17 protein-coding genes are annotated in these 15,998 nt (G+C 36.6%); 7 read left to right on the top strand and 10 right to left on the bottom strand.

The annotated features are described in order from the left end of the window. Window positions 1–112: 112 nt before the first annotated feature. On the top strand, window positions 113–1,225 hold the full coding sequence (gene hisB, locus EWU22_RS08120) for a bifunctional histidinol-phosphatase/imidazoleglycerol-phosphate dehydratase HisB (protein ID WP_130925145.1): 1,113 nt from the start codon (window positions 113–115) through the stop codon (window positions 1,223–1,225). 147 nt (window positions 1,226–1,372) lie between these two features. Here hisB and radC read toward each other — a convergent pair whose 3' ends face one another. Further along, complete coding sequence (gene radC / locus EWU22_RS08115) at window positions 1,373–2,074, bottom strand: RadC family protein (protein ID WP_130925144.1); 702 nt, start codon at window positions 2,072–2,074, stop codon at window positions 1,373–1,375. Window positions 2,075–2,159: 85 nt separating this feature from the next. Then, on the bottom strand, window positions 2,160–2,417 hold the full coding sequence (gene rpsT, locus EWU22_RS08110; protein ID WP_109322831.1) for a 30S ribosomal protein S20: 258 nt from the start codon (window positions 2,415–2,417) through the stop codon (window positions 2,160–2,162). 102 nt (window positions 2,418–2,519) lie between these two features. Here rpsT and EWU22_RS08105 point away from each other — a divergent pair, with 102 nt between their 5' ends. Then, window positions 2,520–3,368: a zinc dependent phospholipase C family protein gene (locus EWU22_RS08105; RefSeq protein ID WP_231962827.1), complete on the top strand. Its 849-nt coding sequence runs from the start codon at window positions 2,520–2,522 to the stop codon at window positions 3,366–3,368. A gap of 19 nt (window positions 3,369–3,387) precedes the next feature. After that, complete coding sequence (locus tag EWU22_RS08100; RefSeq protein WP_317127116.1) at window positions 3,388–4,569, top strand: class I SAM-dependent rRNA methyltransferase; 1,182 nt, start codon at window positions 3,388–3,390, stop codon at window positions 4,567–4,569. A 56-nt stretch (window positions 4,570–4,625) separates the two neighbouring features. On the opposite strand, the gene lepB is transcribed toward EWU22_RS08100, so the two are convergent. From lepB to EWU22_RS08070, 6 genes are all read right to left on the bottom strand, one after another. Next, window positions 4,626–5,771: a signal peptidase I gene (gene lepB / locus EWU22_RS08095; protein ID WP_130925142.1), complete on the bottom strand. Its 1,146-nt coding sequence runs from the start codon at window positions 5,769–5,771 to the stop codon at window positions 4,626–4,628. Between the two features lies 1 nt (window position 5,772). Beyond that, entirely contained in the window at window positions 5,773–6,555 is a 783-nt protein-coding gene (locus tag EWU22_RS08090; protein ID WP_130925141.1) for a phytanoyl-CoA dioxygenase family protein, read from the bottom strand. Between the two features lies 1 nt (window position 6,556). Then, window positions 6,557–7,276 carry a 4-hydroxy-tetrahydrodipicolinate reductase gene (gene dapB, locus EWU22_RS08085; RefSeq protein ID WP_130925140.1) on the bottom strand — a complete coding sequence of 240 codons (720 nt, stop codon included), beginning with the start codon at window positions 7,274–7,276 and terminating at the stop codon, window positions 6,557–6,559. 4 nt (window positions 7,277–7,280) lie between these two features. Next, window positions 7,281–7,850: a DUF5683 domain-containing protein gene (locus EWU22_RS08080; protein ID WP_130925139.1), complete on the bottom strand. Its 570-nt coding sequence runs from the start codon at window positions 7,848–7,850 to the stop codon at window positions 7,281–7,283. Between the two features lie 97 nt (window positions 7,851–7,947). Then, the gene (locus tag EWU22_RS08075; protein ID WP_130925138.1) at window positions 7,948–8,868 is read right to left on the bottom strand and encodes a ParB/RepB/Spo0J family partition protein; all 921 of its coding nucleotides are present in this window, start codon (window positions 8,866–8,868) and stop codon (window positions 7,948–7,950) included. Window positions 8,869–8,881: 13 nt separating this feature from the next. Further along, complete coding sequence (locus EWU22_RS08070; RefSeq protein WP_109322824.1) at window positions 8,882–9,661, bottom strand: ParA family protein; 780 nt, start codon at window positions 9,659–9,661, stop codon at window positions 8,882–8,884. 163 nt (window positions 9,662–9,824) lie between these two features. On the opposite strand from EWU22_RS08070, the gene EWU22_RS08065 reads away from it, so the two are divergent. Both EWU22_RS08065 and EWU22_RS08060 read left to right on the top strand, forming a co-directional pair. Next, window positions 9,825–11,414 (top strand): peptide MFS transporter, encoded by a 1,590-nt coding sequence (locus EWU22_RS08065; protein ID WP_130925137.1) that lies wholly within the window; start codon window positions 9,825–9,827, stop codon window positions 11,412–11,414. A gap of 4 nt (window positions 11,415–11,418) precedes the next feature. Next, a complete protein-coding gene (locus EWU22_RS08060) occupies window positions 11,419–12,117 on the top strand; it encodes a VIT1/CCC1 transporter family protein (protein WP_130925136.1) in 699 nt (232 codons plus the stop codon). Here EWU22_RS08060 and ggt read toward each other — a convergent pair. Continuing rightward, entirely contained in the window at window positions 12,114–13,805 is a 1,692-nt protein-coding gene (ggt, locus tag EWU22_RS08055; protein WP_130925135.1) for a gamma-glutamyltransferase, read from the bottom strand. The two genes, EWU22_RS08060 and ggt, sit on opposite strands and share 4 nt — an antisense overlap. 123 nt (window positions 13,806–13,928) lie before the next feature. Between ggt and EWU22_RS08050 the strand changes: the two genes are divergently transcribed. Together EWU22_RS08050 and EWU22_RS08045 are read left to right on the top strand one after the other, a co-directional pair. After that, entirely contained in the window at window positions 13,929–15,182 is a 1,254-nt protein-coding gene (locus tag EWU22_RS08050; RefSeq protein ID WP_109322820.1) for an aminotransferase class I/II-fold pyridoxal phosphate-dependent enzyme, read from the top strand. A gap of 156 nt (window positions 15,183–15,338) precedes the next feature. After that, a complete protein-coding gene (locus EWU22_RS08045; RefSeq protein ID WP_109322819.1) occupies window positions 15,339–15,518 on the top strand; it encodes a histone H1 in 180 nt (59 codons plus the stop codon). 56 nt (window positions 15,519–15,574) lie between these two features. On the opposite strand, the gene EWU22_RS08040 is transcribed toward EWU22_RS08045, so the two are convergent. Beyond that, window positions 15,575–15,979, bottom strand: coding sequence for a MaoC family dehydratase (locus EWU22_RS08040; protein WP_130925134.1), 405 nt, complete (start codon window positions 15,977–15,979; stop codon window positions 15,575–15,577). Window positions 15,980–15,998: the final 19 nt, after the last annotated feature.

Here is a 15,998-nt window from a genome sequence, read left to right as displayed (position 1 = left end):
TTGGGTATAATTATCCTCTAAATTACATTAGTATCATCACTTTTAGCACATATTGATTCGTATTTTTTTCATATTTCTTACTTCCATGAAAATGTATCATTAACTTTGTTGAATGAAGAAAGTATTATTCATTGACCGTGATGGGACCATTATCATTGAACCCATCAATGACCAGCAAGTGGATAGTTATGAAAAACTAGCCTTTTTGCCACAAGTCATTTCCAATTTGAAGAAAATTACGGAAATCACCGATTATGAATTAGTGATGGTGACTAATCAAGATGGCTTAGGTACCTCCTCATTCCCTGAAGAGACTTTTTGGCCAGCTCAAAATAAAATGTTGGAAATTCTTGCCTCAGAGGGAATTCATTTTGCTCAAATTCATATCGACAAAAGTTTTCCTCAAGACAATTTAAATACTAGAAAACCAGGTATTGGACTCTTAGGGGAATACTTCTCACCTGAATACGATTTAGCCAATTCCTATGTTATCGGAGATCGTCTGACAGATATTCAATTAGCTCAAAATTTAGGCTGTCAAGGTATTTTAATTGGATCACTGGAAGTACCTGCAGCCTTAGAAGCTTCTTTGGCTCTACAATGTGAGGATTGGAATCAAATATTTCAGTTTTTCCAATTGCCTGCTAGAAAAGTTTCTCACGATAGAAATACACATGAAACGAAAATCCATATAGAATTAAATTTGGATGGCAGTGGTAAGGCTAATAACCAAACGGGTCTTGGTTTTTTTGATCATATGTTAGATCAAATTGCTAAACATGCCAATATGGACCTTTCAGTCAGTGTACAAGGTGATTTACACATTGATGAGCACCATACCATTGAAGATACAGGCATTGCTTTAGGAGAAGCTTTTGCTTTAGCTTTAGGAAATAAGCGTGGCATTAATCGATATGGCTTTTTATTGCCCATGGATGATTGCTTAGCTCAGGTAGCTATTGACTTCTCGGGTCGGAATTGGTTGGTTTGGGAAGCTAATTTCAAGCGTGAAAAAATTGGAGAAATGCCCACTGAAATGTTCTCTCATTTCTTCAAATCATTTTCTGATGCCTCCAAATCCAATCTAAACATTAAGGCAGAAGGGGAAAATGAACACCATAAAATAGAAGCCATTTTTAAAGCTTTTGCTAAGTCGATTCGACTAGCTGTCCAAAGAGACGTAAATAATTTAAATTCTTTACCAAGTACTAAAGGCCTGCTTTAATTTTTTTAGTATTTTTGCACATCATTAAATATACAACTATGGGTTATTCAGGAGCAGCATTTTTTATTATTTTGTTCGCAATTTCAATTGTTATTGGTTCAAAACTTCAAAAAATTTATAAAGAAAGAGGTAAATAATCCTCTTTCTTTATAAACAGCCTTCATCGGCAAAACTGAAATACCCTTGAGCAGTTATTATTAAATGGTCCAAAATCTGGATATCCAACATTTTTCCTGCCTCTACAATTCGTTGCGTTAATTCACGATCTGCTTTACTTGGCTTTAATTGCCCAGAAGGATGATTATGAGCGATAATCAATGAGCTAGATATGGTATCTAAAGCTGATTTAAATAAAAGTTTTAAATCAACAGATGTACCTGCCACCCCTCCCATACTTAATCGTTGCATCTTTAATAAACTAGATGCTCGATTTAAATGCATCACCCAAAACTCTTCATGGTTTAAATCAAATAGATGAGGATGAAATAAGCGGTAAGCGTCTTTAGAACTTTGAATCACTTGAACAGCTTGGGATGCCTCATAAGACATCCTCCTACGCCCTAATTCCATAGCTGCTACCAACATAGTCGCCTTAGCCTTACCCATCCCCTTAAATTTCATAAAATCATGTAATGAAAAACGGCCTAAGGTACTTAAATTCCCACCAATCGAATTTAATAATTCATTAGCCATCTGTAAAGCTGATTTATTGGGAATTCCTGAATGGATCAAAATGGCAAGCAACTCATCCACCCCAAGTAGATCCTTTCCCACCAAATTCAACTTCTCTCTGGGTCTATCTTCAACTTTTAGTTCTTTGATAGTAAAGCTAGGGCCTTCGTACTTCATTGACTTTTTTTAAGCGAATGTAAGTACCTGAAACGAAAAAACCCCGCCATAGGCAGGGTTTATCAAGTATATGATAATCGTGCTATTAAGCAGCGACTTTGTTAACCAACTTAGCTAATTTAGACTTCTGGTTGGCAGCTTTATTCTTGTGGATGATGTTCTTCTTCGCCAATTTATCCAAAGCTGAAGAAACTTGTTTGAACAAATCTACCACTACAGATGAGTCCGTAGTCAATCTCAATTTCTTGATCAATGTACGAGTAGATTTATGCTGATAACGATTGCGCAAACGCTTTGCTTCATTTGCCCGAATACGCTTTAGTGCTGATTTATGATTTGCCATTTTTAACTAAAAAATTTCTATTCTTTTGAAAATTGAAATGCAAAGGTAAACAATATGATTTATACTCACAAGGTTTTGCTCAAAAAAAGCCAGATAATTTACTTGATTTCTAGCCTATTTTTATTCTTCAGCCCCAATATATCCGCAAATCCTTGGGGATTTTACGCTCATAAAAAAATCAACAAGCTGGCAATCTTCACCTTACCTCCAAATTTAAGTAAATTTTACAAAAGACATCTCATCAAAATAGAAGAATGGGCCGTACTTCCCGATCAAAGAAGGTATATTTTAGATGTTGAAGCAGCTCGTCATTATATTGACCTAGATCAACACACTTCTGCCATACAATACGCATCATGGGAACAAGCGATGAAAAGATTACCTGAGGATAGCCTTCAGAAACATGGAATCGTTGTATGGCAAATTCCAAAAACACATCAACGACTGATTCAAGCTTTTAAAAATAACGACACAGTTCAAATCATCAAATTATCAGCAGAATTAGGTCATTATGTCGCTGATGCCCATGTTCCTTTACACACTACTTCCAATTATGATGGACAAAAAACAGGACAACAGGGCTTACATAGTTTTTGGGAATCTAGAATACCTGAATTAATTGGAGATGCGCTAGAAGATTGGATAGGACCAGCGAAATATGTAGATAATACGCAGCAAGCTGCTTGGGATTGGGTTGTTCAGGCGCACCAATTAATTCCAACTTTATTAAAAAAAGAACGAGAACTAAATCAAATAACTCCAAACAATAAAAAATACAGTTTTGAAAAAAAAGGAAATTCCTTGGTTAAAACTTATAGTAAGACCTATAGCCTAGCCTACCATCATTCCTTAAATCAACAAATTGAGAATCAATTTAAATCAGCCATTCAACACCTTGGAGATTTACTATTTACTGCTTGGATATTAGGTGGACAAAGTGATTTTAAATAAAAATGTGCAATTTTGCACCATGATAACAGAGCATAGTGTACATTTAAAACGAGGTAAAGATGCCCCGGTAAGAAGATTTCACCCTTGGATATTTTCAGGAGCTATTTACCAACAAAGCCCAAATTTACAAGATGGTGATTGGGTCAATGTATTAAGTGACAAAGATGAATTTCTAGGACTTGGTCATTACCATGCAGGAAGTATTGCGGTGAAAATCGTTTCATTTACACCTGTAACAGATCTACAAGATTTATGGGTTCATAAAATTGCCAGAGCTTGGGAGCTCAGACAACAATTAAATTTTACAGATACCAATGCTTTTCGCTTAATTCATGGAGAAGGTGATGGTTGTCCTGGATTGATCATTGATGTTTACCAAGATGTAATTGTTTTCCAAGCGCATACCATTGGCATGTATCGCAATAGAGAAGCTATCGTAAACGCCCTTAAAATTGTTTTCTGGGACTTATTGAAAGCGGTTTATGATAAGAGCAAAGAAACATTACCTCCTAACTTTGCAGCAAATTGTCAGAATGATTATCTGTTTGGAACAGCCACTGTTCCCCATGAAATTCAAGAAAATGGAGTCCATTTTTCAGTCAATTGGGTTACAGGTCAAAAAACAGGCTTCTTCTTAGATCAACGGGATAATCGTGCATTATTGGCTCATTATGCCAAGGATAAGCACATATTAAACACTTTTTGTTATTCTGGAGGATTTTCTCTTTATGCCTTAAAAGCAGGTGCTGCATCAGTAATTTCACTCGATGCTTCTGCCAAAGCTATTGACTTAGTCAATGCAAATATTAGCTTGAATAAGTTTGGGAAAAAGAAACATGAGGCCATTGTAGGAGAAACACTCCCCTATCTTAAAAATAATCAAGATGAATTTGATATCATCATTTTGGACCCACCTGCTTTTGCCAAGTCCATTAGTACGAAACATAAAGCACTTCAAGGATATCAAAAGATTAACCAATTGGCGATTCAACAAATCAAGAAAAATGGTCTAATATTCACCTATTCTTGTTCCCAAGTCATTACAAGAGATTTGTTTTTAAATATGCTCGTTGCGGCTGGAATTGCAGCAGGCAGAGAAATTCAAGTAATACATCAAATGACCCAGGCTCCAGATCATCCAATTAACTTGTTTCATCCCGAAAGTAATTACCTAAAGGGATTTGTATTACGAGTAATATAAAAAAAAGGCCATCTTAGAATATATCTGAGATGGCCTTTTTGATTTAGATGCAAAGATTAGTCCACAAATCTAAATATTCTATTCCAACGAATTTTACCCGAGAAAAGTCCTTTGCTAGGATCTAATGACATCCAAACAAAAACCGCCTTGCCCACAATGTGATCTGAAGGAACAAATCCCCAGAAACGAGAATCAGCCGAGTTATGACGATTATCTCCCATCATGAAGTAATAATCCTGCTGAAAAGTATATGAAGTCAATGCCTTCCCTTCTTTCATTAATTTGCCCCCTTCTAAGGTAATATCTTTGTTCCCTTCATAGCTTCTAATAGCTTCCTGATACAACGGTATTGTTTTAGCATCTAACTGAACTGTCCAACCTTTCTTAGGAACTTGTAAAGGACCAAAAAAATCTCTATTCCACTTAAACTGGGTAGTATCATGAGGAAATATATCTAAATAAGTCACTCCTTTAGGATCTTTAAATGAACTATAATCGATCTCCTTTTTAAAAGGTAATTTCATGATTTCATCTAAATGTTTCTTACTGGTATTCAGCTTATACCCTACTAGTTGATTGGTGGAATCTGCCAATGGCAACCAATCAGAAGATTCAAAGCTTGCATCAGCTGAATTTCTAATTCCGTATTGATCAAAAAATGTTTCATCTAAATCTTCTTTCGTCTTTAAGAAAACAGGGTGCTGCATTCTTTCAGGATTTTCTAAAGCCTTACCATTGATAAAAACTTGTTGATCCCTTACCTCTAACACATCTCCTGGAGTAGCTACACAACGCTTTACATAAAACGTACGTAGATCTAGTGGCGCATCCCCGTCTTCTTCCCAATTTGGCGCATTAAATACAACAGCATCGCCTTTCTTGACTTCAGTGAATCCAGGAAGTCTAAATACGGGTAAATCTAACCAACGCAAATAGGATGGTAAATTAGTAAACCAAATTTTTTGGTGTGTCAATGGCAGCTGTAAAGGCGTTTTAGGAGTTCTAACTCCATAATGCATTTTACTTACAAAAAGAAAATCACCCACCATTAAGGAACTTTCCATCGATGGAGTTGGAATGGTGTATGCTTCAAATAAAAAGAACCTGATTAATGTAGCTGCTACGACAGCAAAAGCTACAGAATCCAACCATTCTCTAAAAGCCGACTTTTGTTTAGGATGTTTATTTTCCTCTTGTTTCATTTTATTTCTTTTTCAAAAATTTATCAATCAACTCTTGAGATGGTTTGTGTATATAGGGATGTGGAAACCCTCTCTCAATGAAGTCTGGATCAAGCATGTTCGTATAACGAAAATGGCATGACCATCGTATTTCATTATTGGTAATTACTCCTGACTCATGTACTAACAAAGTAGAAAATACCGCTATATCTCCTGCTTTCAATTCAGGTTGTAGCCTTGGGTAGGAATTTCGATCAAATGGGACTTCTGCAAAACCATTGTCTATTTTGTCTGTCAAAGGTCCTAATTTATGTGAACCTGGATAAAAAACAACAGGTCCATGTTCCACTTGCACGTCCATCAAAGGAATCCAAACTACCACAGAATCAGAAGAAGATAGCATAGAAACCCAATCCTGATGTAATGGTGTTTTATAAAAGTGCTCAGATTTAGCCAGTGAAGGATGATTAAAAAACAAAACTGGACGAGTACACATATTGGGCACTTTCATACCGATATCGTGCATCAATTGTATCAAATCAGGATGAACAGCAATTTGATATAATTCAACTAAACCTGTTTGAATTAATTTACCACAATTGATAAACTCATCAATATGATTTTCAAACAATTGAACCATTTGGCTCAAATAATCCCCTTGAATACCAAAGTGATCAAACTGTATTTGAAAAATTTGCTTAGCAGCGGCCTGTAATTTTTGTATTAAAGCAGGGTCAAAAAAACTAGGAATAACTACAACTCCTTGTTCATCCAGCTCCTTTTTTATGAATTCAATATCGTGCATATTAATCCAATTTTAACATATCGTCCATACCTAAAACACCTTTCTTATCCTTCACCCATTCCGCAGCAATTACGGCACCTAAAGCAAATCCCTCTCTACTAAATGCTTCATGAGTCATTTCAATTTGATCTACTTTAGAAATATATTTTACCGTGTGAGTACCTGGTTTAGTAGATTCTCTTTGTGACCAAATAGCTACTTGATTACTTTGAGGTATTTCATTATTAACCCATGAATCTTTGGCTGGTAAAGCCTCAATAATACCTTCAGCAATGGTTATTGCTGTCCCGCTAGGAGAATCTTTTTTCTCCGTATGATGAATTTCATTGGTATAAATTTCATACTGTGCATGCGGAGCCATAAGCTTCGCTAAATGCTTATTTAAGGCAAAAAACAAATTTACACCAATGGAATAATTGGAAGCATAAAAGAATGTGGAATCGTATTTTTTTGTTAGAGCTTCTACTTCAGATTTCTTTTCTAACCAGCCTGTCGTACCACAAACCACAGGAATTTGTTTTTCTAAACAGATCAAAATATTAGCATAAGCCGAACTTGGATTAGAAAACTCAATTGCCACGTCCACATCTTGCTTGCTTAAACCAAGCAAATCGTTTGGGTTATCTACATCAATTTTGGCTACAATTTGATGGCCTCTACTAAGCGCAATACGCTCTATTTCCTTTCCCATCTTGCCATAACCAATCAAAACTATTCTCATTCTTTTACTTTTTAAAATTAAATGACAAAGATACGCCAGAAACTAAACCATTTGAAAATGACTGATATTCAAATGTCGGTTTTATTTTCAACGTAATGTCATCTGATACATCAAATGTTTTCAAATGGGCACTAACATTGGCATCCACTACATTAAATGCCCATGCCAAAACCATCCCAATATAGGTATAATCTCTATTTCTTCTATACCCGTCGTTTAATCGTTTTAATTGATTCACATCTAAATCGCGTACCAATCCATCTTCATATGGAACAGCTACAGTAGCTGGAGGTACATAAGTTGGATCATCTGGATGTGGAGATGCGATATAGTAATAGGCTCGATATTTCTCATATCGAACATTATTATAATTAGCGATAATTCCCAAAGTAATAAATGCTCCTGCCACTAAAGGCAACTTCCAATATTGTCGATTGTAATATTGCCCCCAACCTGGAATCATTAAAGATTTCAATGTCGCTTGACGAGGAATAATTTTATAGGGAATAGTTTTTTTGATTGGTATGCTGTCCGCCTTAAGAGTATTGACTTTAACCACCGTATCGATAGGCATATCGTTCGCCCTAGTTGCCCATGAGCAAAGAAAAATAAGGAAAAAACATATAATGGCCCGACTCAGTTCGGGGATAGTGGCATAACTCATTGATCGACTACTGTACAGCTTTCAAAAGTTTTAATAGCTCTTCTTTCGACTTAAAACTTACCTTCAACTCTCCTTTTCCTTCATCGTTCATTTTGAATGAAACGGGTGATTGAAAAAAACTAGCAAAAGTTTGTTGAATTTGTTGTAACTCAGCCAAAGGAAGTGTTTTAGTCTCATCGGGTTTTCCCATGTTAGGATGAGCCGACTGCCTAACTGCATCTTCTAATTTTCGAACTGACCATTCTTCAGAAATAGTCTTTTGAAAAAGAACATGTTGTAATTCTGGATTCTCAACAGAAACCAAACAGCGTGCGTGTCCCATCGAAATTTTAGCATCACGAATGGCAGCTTGAATAACGATCGGTAATTTCAGCAAGCGCATGTAGTTCGTGACATTGGAACGACTCTTCCCTACTCGATTACCTAAATCTTCTTGCTTCAACTGACATTCATCCATCAAGCGTTTGTAAGAAAGGGCAATTTCAATGGCGTTTAAGTTTTCACGCTGAATGTTCTCAATCAACGCCATTTCGATCATTTGCTGATCATCTGCTGTTCTTACGTAAGCAGGAATACTCTTTAATCCAGCTAATTTGGATGCTTGTAAACGTCGCTCTCCAGATATCAATTGGAATTTCTTAGGAGCTATTTTTCTTACCGTAATTGGCTGTATAATCCCCTGAATACGAATAGACTCTGCCAAGTCAGCTAAAGCCTCTTGCTCAAAATGTTCTCTGGGTTGGTAAGGATTGGTCTCAATGTATTCTAATGGAATTTCATCCATCAAATTGACTCCCTCTAAACTACCTGCAAATTCGGAGGAATGCTTAGACGTATGTGATACATTTTCAGAATCTTCCAGCAAAGCGCCTAGACCTCTACCCAAACCTATTCTTTTTTTTGAATTTGATTCTTGCTTTGCACTCATATCTTAAAATCTACTAAACAGCCTGTAATAAGCCATTTTTGGTGATAATTTCTTTTGCCAAATTAAGGTAGCTAATGGCTCCCTTACTCTCTGCATCATGCAAAATAGCAGGTATTCCAAAACTTGGTGATTCTGATAAACGAATATTTCTAGGTATTATGGTCTCAAAAACCATATTTTTAAAATGACTATTAACTTCATTCACCACTTGATTGGACAAGCGAAGACGTAAATCATACATGGTCAATAAAATACCTTCAATCATCAAATTAGGGTTCAACCGAGATTGAATAATTTTAATCGTATTCAACAACTTCCCTAACCCTTCTAAAGCATAATATTCACATTGAACGGGAATAATTACCGAGTCTGCTGCTGTAAGACAGTTGATCGTAATTAGACCCAAAGAAGGAGAACAATCCATGATAATGAAATCATACAAATCTTTAATTTCAGCTAATGCATCACGCATTCTTGCTTCTCGATTATTCAAATTAATCATTTCAATCTCCGCACCAACTAAATCTATATGTGAAGGAATGATATCTAAATAGTCTAATTCCGTAGAGACAATACTCTCTTTTACTTTGGCCAAACCAACCATGCATTCATAAATGCTTTGGGTAATTTCTTTAGGGTTCAAACCCAAGCCAGAAGTAGAATTAGCCTGTGGATCCGCATCAATAATGAGTGTCTTAAATTCTAAAGCTGCTAAAGAGGCAGCTAAATTAATAGCCGTGGTCGTTTTACCAACTCCACCTTTCTGATTAGCGATAGCAATGATCTTACCCATGGTTAAAAATCTGAAGAATTATAAAGACAAATGAAGGACAATATTACAAAATATGTTTCACATCTGGGTTCATTTTTTCTCATCAACTACAAGATTAAATCATGAACAGTGCATCAAATTTTGTAACATTCTTGTAACTTGGTATTTGTATTCATCAACCTTTATGTCAGAAAACACAAGCAGTCATCCAAAAGGCCTTTATGTTTTGTATTCCACTGAAATGTGGGAACGATTCAATTTCTATGGAATGAGAGCCTTACTCTCCCTCTTCTTAGTAAACGCTCTTGCTTTTAAACAAACTGACGCATCCATCCTTTACGGTGGATTTTTAGGTTTAAGTTATTTAACCACCATGGCTGGGGGATATATATCAGACCGTTACCTTGGAAATAGAAATTGTATTTTGATTGGTGGGCTTATCATGGCCATTGGTCAATTGTTCATGTTCTCTTCTGCTAGTTCTTTTGAACTCGATTTAGATCTAGCTCAAAACTTAATGTGGGGAGGTTTATTCTTTCTAATCATAGGAAATGGCTTTTTCAAACCTAATATTTCGTCGATGGTTGGACAACTCTACCGTAAAGGAGATAATCGACTTGACGCAGCATTCACCATCTTTTACATGGGAATCAACACAGGTGCATTATTAGGCATGTTGATTTGTCCATTTTTAGGTGATGTCAAAGTAGATGGAGTTCGAGTATTAGATGCCTTCAAATGGGGCTTTTTTGCAGCTGGAACTGCTATGTTAATTGGCACAATCTCCTTTTATTTCCTCAAAAACAAATTCATTGTAGACCCAGATGGACGCCCAGTTGGGGAAAAACCCTTTTCTACAAATGTTGCGCGACCGGTTGATGGAGAAACAGAGAAAGCTGAATTTAGCTCCCAATCAATCTTTAGTGCAGTCATTTTATTCTTCATTTTAATATTCACCTTTCATTACTTTTTCATAACGGAAGAACCTAATATCATCAAAGATTGGATTTATCCCGTCATCTATTCATCTGGTTTAAGCTTGGCGTTTTTGATTATTACCGACAAAACCATCACTAGTATTGAGCGAAACAGGATTTTAGTGATGTATATCATTTCCTTTTTTGTCATATTTTTTTGGGCTTCATTCGAACAAGCAGGTTCTTCATTGACATTCATTGCTGACCAACAAACCGATTTGCATTTTTTAGGGATTGAGCTCCCTCCTAGCTCTGTACAAAATGCCAATTCATTTTTCATCATTTTACTCGCATTCCCTTTTTCTTGGCTTTGGATTTGGCTAAACAAACGTGGTTTAGAACCTAATTCACCAGCCAAACAAGCCATTGGCTTACTATTACTTTCTATGGGCTACTTGATTATTGCCTCCCAAATCAAAGATTTAGGAAGCAATAAACTGGGGGTTATTTGGCTGATTATCATGTATCTTTTTCATACTATGGGTGAATTATGTTTATCACCCATCGGCCTTTCCTTAGTTTCTAAATTAGCCCCTAAACGTTTTTCATCTTTGTTGATGGGCGTATGGTTTTTAGCTAATGCAGCTGGTTACGCTCTGGCAGGAACCTTAGGTGCATTATTGCCCCCAGCAGAAGCTGTAGTTGGACAAGTACACTTCCCTAGTTTCTTAGGATTTGAAATTCATAATTTATATGAATTCTTTATGTTATTTGTCACTTTAACTGGCATTGCGGCTGTCATCCTTTACATATTAGCCGTTGGACCTTTAAAACGTATGATGCACGGCATCAGATAATTCTATGCACGGACCAGATCACCACCTACACGAAAAACATTTAAAAAGCTCTGATTTCCTAACCGATGTCGTCATTGGTATGTCAGACGGCCTGACAGTTCCATTTGCTTTGGCAGCTGGACTTTCTGGTGCCGTTTCTAGCAATGATATTGTTACGACAGCAGGAATTGCGGAAATCGTAGCAGGCTCCATAGCTATGGGACTAGGTGGTTATTTAGCTGGTATGACAGAAAAGGAACATTACGAAGCCGAATTAGCAAGAGAATATGATGAAGTAGAGCGAGTACCTGATCGAGAAAAGGAAGAGATTAGAGAAGTATTTGAAGATTATGGATTAAGTCCTGAGGCGCAAGAGATTGTAGTCAATTGCATTGCGAGCGACAAAGACAAATGGGTTGATTTCATGATGCGATTTGAATTAGGCTTAGAAAAACCTAATCCAAATCGTGCTAGAAATTCCGCTTTAACCATTGGCATTTCTTATGCTCTGGGAGGCTTGATTCCATTACTACCCTATTTTTACCTAGACAAACCAGAAGATGGCTTAATTTATTCAGCAATCATCACCTTATTGGCCTTGTTTGTATTTGGGTATTTTAAAAGTAAGATAACGGGTCAACAACCTATTATCGGAGCTCTTAAAGTCATGTCTATTGGCGCTGCCGCTGCTGGTGCCGCCTTTATGGTTGCTAAACTATTTTAATAAGCTGAAACAGTATCATCCCCTCTGGAATCTGCACCTCCTTGCAGCTTTCCATTGGGTAAAACTAAAATCCCCTCTACCAATCCCAAGCCATTGACTGGCACCATTTTGTATTTCTTTTCATTTAAGCGATTTAATTGCTCCGAACTAAATCGGTTTCTTTCAAATAATACTTGGTCAGGTAACCACTGATGGTGAAATCGGGGGTATTCAACAGCTTGTTGCATATTCATACCCATTTCTAAAGTATTCAAAATAACTTGAAATACCGAAGTAATAATGGTAGAACCACCTGGTGTACCCACTACCATTTTTAATTTTCCATTTTCTTCCACTATGGTTGGCGTCATACTAGAAAGCATTCTCTTCCCTGGTTGAATCTCATTGGCCTTAGAACCAATCAAACCATACAAATTGGGTGAGCCCGCTTTTGCACTGAAATCATCCATTTCATCATTTAGAAGAAATCCTGCACCTCCAACAAATACTTTACTCCCATAACTATTATTCAAAGTAGTGGTAATTGAAACTGCATTCCCTTCTTCATCTACGATAGAATAATGTGTAGTTTCAGGACTTTCATATCCGGGAAATTGACCTGCTGAAATAGAAGAACTTAAGGTTGCTTTATCAAAACTAAAATCCTTCATTCTCTGTTGAATGTAGGATGGATTCATCAATTCTGTCTGTGGTACTTTCACAAAATCAGGGTCTCCTAGCCACTTAGCTCGGTCGGCGTACACTCTTCTTTCAGCTTCGACCATTACCTGAAATGTCGAATCAGATTGAGAACCCCATGTGGAAATAGGGAAAGGTTCAACCATTTTCATCAATTGATTCAATGCAATACCTCCGCTTGATGGCGGCGGCATGCTGATAATTTTCTTGCCTTTATATTCAAAATTGACAGTATTTCTCCAGGCAGCTTGGTACGATTTCAAGTCTTTTTTTGTCATGATACCTCCCTGACGCTTCATTTCTTTGACTAAAAGTCTGGAAGTCTTACCTCGATAGAAACCTTTCGATTTTCTTTTGGCGATACGTTCCAATGATTGAGCTAAGTCCTCTTGAATCAATAAATCTCCTTTATTCCATTTCTCATCATTTGCTTTAATCATGTAATTCTTATCAACATTAAATTTCAGAAAATCAGCTTTCTGTCCATTTAAGCCTCTCGCTTCCTTCTCTGTTAAAACAACTCCTTGACGAGCTAAATCAACAGCAGGCTGAACTAGTTCTTTCCATGGCAACCTCCCAAATTTTTGATGCATAGCTTCCATGCCAGCTACAGCGCCAGGTACACCTACTGAAAAGATACCCGCTTGACTTTTACCAGGAATGATAGCGCCTGTTTCATCTAAATACATATCTCTAAAAGCCTTCAGTGGTGCTTTTTCTCTGAAATCTAAAGCAAAAGTCTGAGCCAGCTTATCGCGATAAACCAAAAAACCTCCTCCACCAATATTACCGGCAGCAGGATGACAAACCGCTAAAGCAAAATTGACGGCCACGGCAGCATCAATGGCATTACCACCTTTTTTCAAAATAGCTAAACCTACTTCACTAGCTGCAGGGTGTGTAGAGACCACCATTCCTTTTGTAGATTCAACCAAAGGTTTACTGGTTTGTGCAAAAATTGAATTACCTAAAAATAAGGCAATAAGAACAAAAAGCTTAGTTTGTTGCATGTCGATGAATTAAAATTGAAAACAATCAATTATTAAAAGCTCAAGCGTGAGCGTTGTCATAACAAAAATATAATTTAACTTTGTGAATATTTTAAGTTTTTTTAATTAAAACAGATACTTACAGTGGATATTTTCGAGAAAGTTGTTAAAAACATGGGGCCAATTGGTGCTCATGCGCATTACTCCCACCATTATTTTTCATTTCCAAAGTTAACTGGAGAACTTGGCCCAAGAATGACATTCATGGGAAAAGAGATGCTCAACTGGTCATTAAATAATTATTTAGGCTTAGCAAATCACCCAGAAGTAAGAAAAGCAGATGCGGATGCAGCAGCAAAATATGGTTTAGCTTACCCTATGGGAGCTCGAATGATGTCTGGTAATACTGATGAGCATGAAGAATTCGAAAGACAGTTAGCCGAATTCGTAGGAAAAGAAGATTGTTTCTTATTAAACTACGGTTACCAAGGTGTTATGTCTATCATTGAATGTATGGTAGATCACCGCGATATTATTGTGTACGATGCTGAATCTCATGCTTGTTTGATCGATGGTATTCGTTTACATAAAGCTAAAATGGGCGACTATTATAAGTTCAATCACAATGACATGGATTCATTGCGCAAGAATTTAGAACGTGCTACGAAAAAGACCCAAGAGACTGGAGGAGGAATTTTAGTGATTACGGAAGGTGTATTTGGTATGTCCGGAAAAGTGGGTTCATTGGATAAAATTGTGGAGATGAAGAAAGATTTCGACTTCCGTTTATTAGTCGATGATGCTCACGGATTTGGAACAATGGGTGCTAATGGTAAAGGAGTGGGTGAATTTTTAAACTGTACGGACGGTATAGACTTATATTTTTCTACGTTTGCTAAATCCATGGCTGCCATTGGAGCATTTGTAGCTGCCCCTAAGGACATTATCATGTACTTAAAATACAACATGCGCTCCCAAACCTATGCAAAGGCATTACCAATGCCATTTGTGATTGGAGGAATGAAGCGTTTGGAATTAATCAAAAAACATCCAGAATTGAGAGAACGTTTATGGGAAAACGTACGCTCCTTACAAAAAGGTTTAAAAGAAAAAGGTTTTGACATTGGTGAAACTCAATCTCCAGTAACTCCTGTTTTCTTACATGGTGAATATGATATTGCAGCAGTAACTTCTTTGGTAAGAGACCTACGTGAAAACATGGGTATTTTCTGCAGTATTGTGGTATATCCAGTAGTACCCAAGGGGCAAATTATGTTGAGAATTATCCCAACTTCTTCTCATACTCAAGCAGATATTGACTATACTACCGAATGTTTTGCTGAAGTTCAAAAAAGATTACAAGAGGGTTATTATAAGGTTTTAAATGCCGCAAAATAAGATTTATTGGCCATTTTTAACTTTTTTAACTTTTTTTTGGGTTTTTTCATAGAAATAGTTTGTATGGATTAAGTTTTTTGTTAAATTTCGCCTTATAAGCGCTTCAAACAGCGAAATAAGACAATCTATTTTTACAACCTACAAAATCAAATTATTATGAGCAGATTTGCACAAGTGAAAGACCTCGTTTTGTCATTAGAATCAGATTTCGAAAAATTCTACGATAAAGGAAACCAAGCAGCAGGAACACGCGTTAGAGGTGGCTTACAGCAACTAAAAACTTTAGCTCAAGAAATTCGTACTGAAGTTCAGAATCAAAAGAACTCAGGAAAATAATTAGTTTAATTTCTTGATTAAAAAAAGCCCGTTACTAAGTATCGGGCTTTTTTATGTTAGAACTTTTCCGCGTTCATTGCTTTGGCAACACCATCTACCATCAACTTGCCTCTCTCCTTGTCAAATACCTGAGTCTGAATTTCGGCTGTATGTTTAATTGGGTCAATGCTGGTGACCGTAAACTTAGCTTGATAAACTAAGTCCACATATAATGGTCGCTTAAATTCAGACAATTGACTTAAGTATACACTACCTTGTCCTGGAAACTCCATTCCCATCACTCGAGAGAAAACACTGGCAATGAGCGCTCCATGAATAATGGGCTTTTTAAAGACTGTCTGTGCTGCAAATTCTTCGTCCCAATGCAAAGGATTAAAATCTCCTGAAATTTTACAGAAATCATTGACTTGCTCTTGATTAAAGCAAAATTCAATTTCATAACTATCTCCGACTGAATACATATTGAAGGTATATTAATTA

Source organism: Aquirufa nivalisilvae (assembly GCF_004307455.1).
Lineage (GTDB): Bacteria > Bacteroidota > Bacteroidia > Cytophagales > Spirosomataceae > Aquirufa > Aquirufa nivalisilvae.
This window is presented reverse-complemented; position numbering and strand designations above follow the sequence as displayed.

Coding starts and splice junctions, on each gene's coding strand:
- EWU22_RS08065 (WP_130925137.1), top strand. CDS start 9,825: ATGTCAGAAAACACAAGCAGTCATCCAAAAGGCCTTTATGTTTTGTAT.
- EWU22_RS08100 (WP_317127116.1), top strand. CDS start 3,388: ATGATAACAGAGCATAGTGTACATTTAAAACGAGGTAAAGATGCCCCG.
- EWU22_RS08080 (WP_130925139.1), bottom strand. CDS start 7,850: ATGCCTATCGATACGGTGGTTAAAGTCAATACTCTTAAGGCGGACAGC.
- lepB (WP_130925142.1), bottom strand. CDS start 5,771: ATGAAACAAGAGGAAAATAAACATCCTAAACAAAAGTCGGCTTTTAGA.
- EWU22_RS08045 (WP_109322819.1), top strand. CDS start 15,339: ATGAGCAGATTTGCACAAGTGAAAGACCTCGTTTTGTCATTAGAATCA.
- radC (WP_130925144.1), bottom strand. CDS start 2,074: ATGAAGTACGAAGGCCCTAGCTTTACTATCAAAGAACTAAAAGTTGAA.
- EWU22_RS08090 (WP_130925141.1), bottom strand. CDS start 6,555: ATGCACGATATTGAATTCATAAAAAAGGAGCTGGATGAACAAGGAGTT.
- rpsT (WP_109322831.1), bottom strand. CDS start 2,417: ATGGCAAATCATAAATCAGCACTAAAGCGTATTCGGGCAAATGAAGCA.
- EWU22_RS08070 (WP_109322824.1), bottom strand. CDS start 9,661: ATGGGTAAGATCATTGCTATCGCTAATCAGAAAGGTGGAGTTGGTAAA.
- EWU22_RS08075 (WP_130925138.1), bottom strand. CDS start 8,868: ATGAGTGCAAAGCAAGAATCAAATTCAAAAAAAAGAATAGGTTTGGGT.
- ggt (WP_130925135.1), bottom strand. CDS start 13,805: ATGCAACAAACTAAGCTTTTTGTTCTTATTGCCTTATTTTTAGGTAAT.
- hisB (WP_130925145.1), top strand. CDS start 113: ATGAAGAAAGTATTATTCATTGACCGTGATGGGACCATTATCATTGAA.
- dapB (WP_130925140.1), bottom strand. CDS start 7,276: ATGAGAATAGTTTTGATTGGTTATGGCAAGATGGGAAAGGAAATAGAG.
- EWU22_RS08060 (WP_130925136.1), top strand. CDS start 11,419: ATGCACGGACCAGATCACCACCTACACGAAAAACATTTAAAAAGCTCT.
- EWU22_RS08040 (WP_130925134.1), bottom strand. CDS start 15,979: ATGTATTCAGTCGGAGATAGTTATGAAATTGAATTTTGCTTTAATCAA.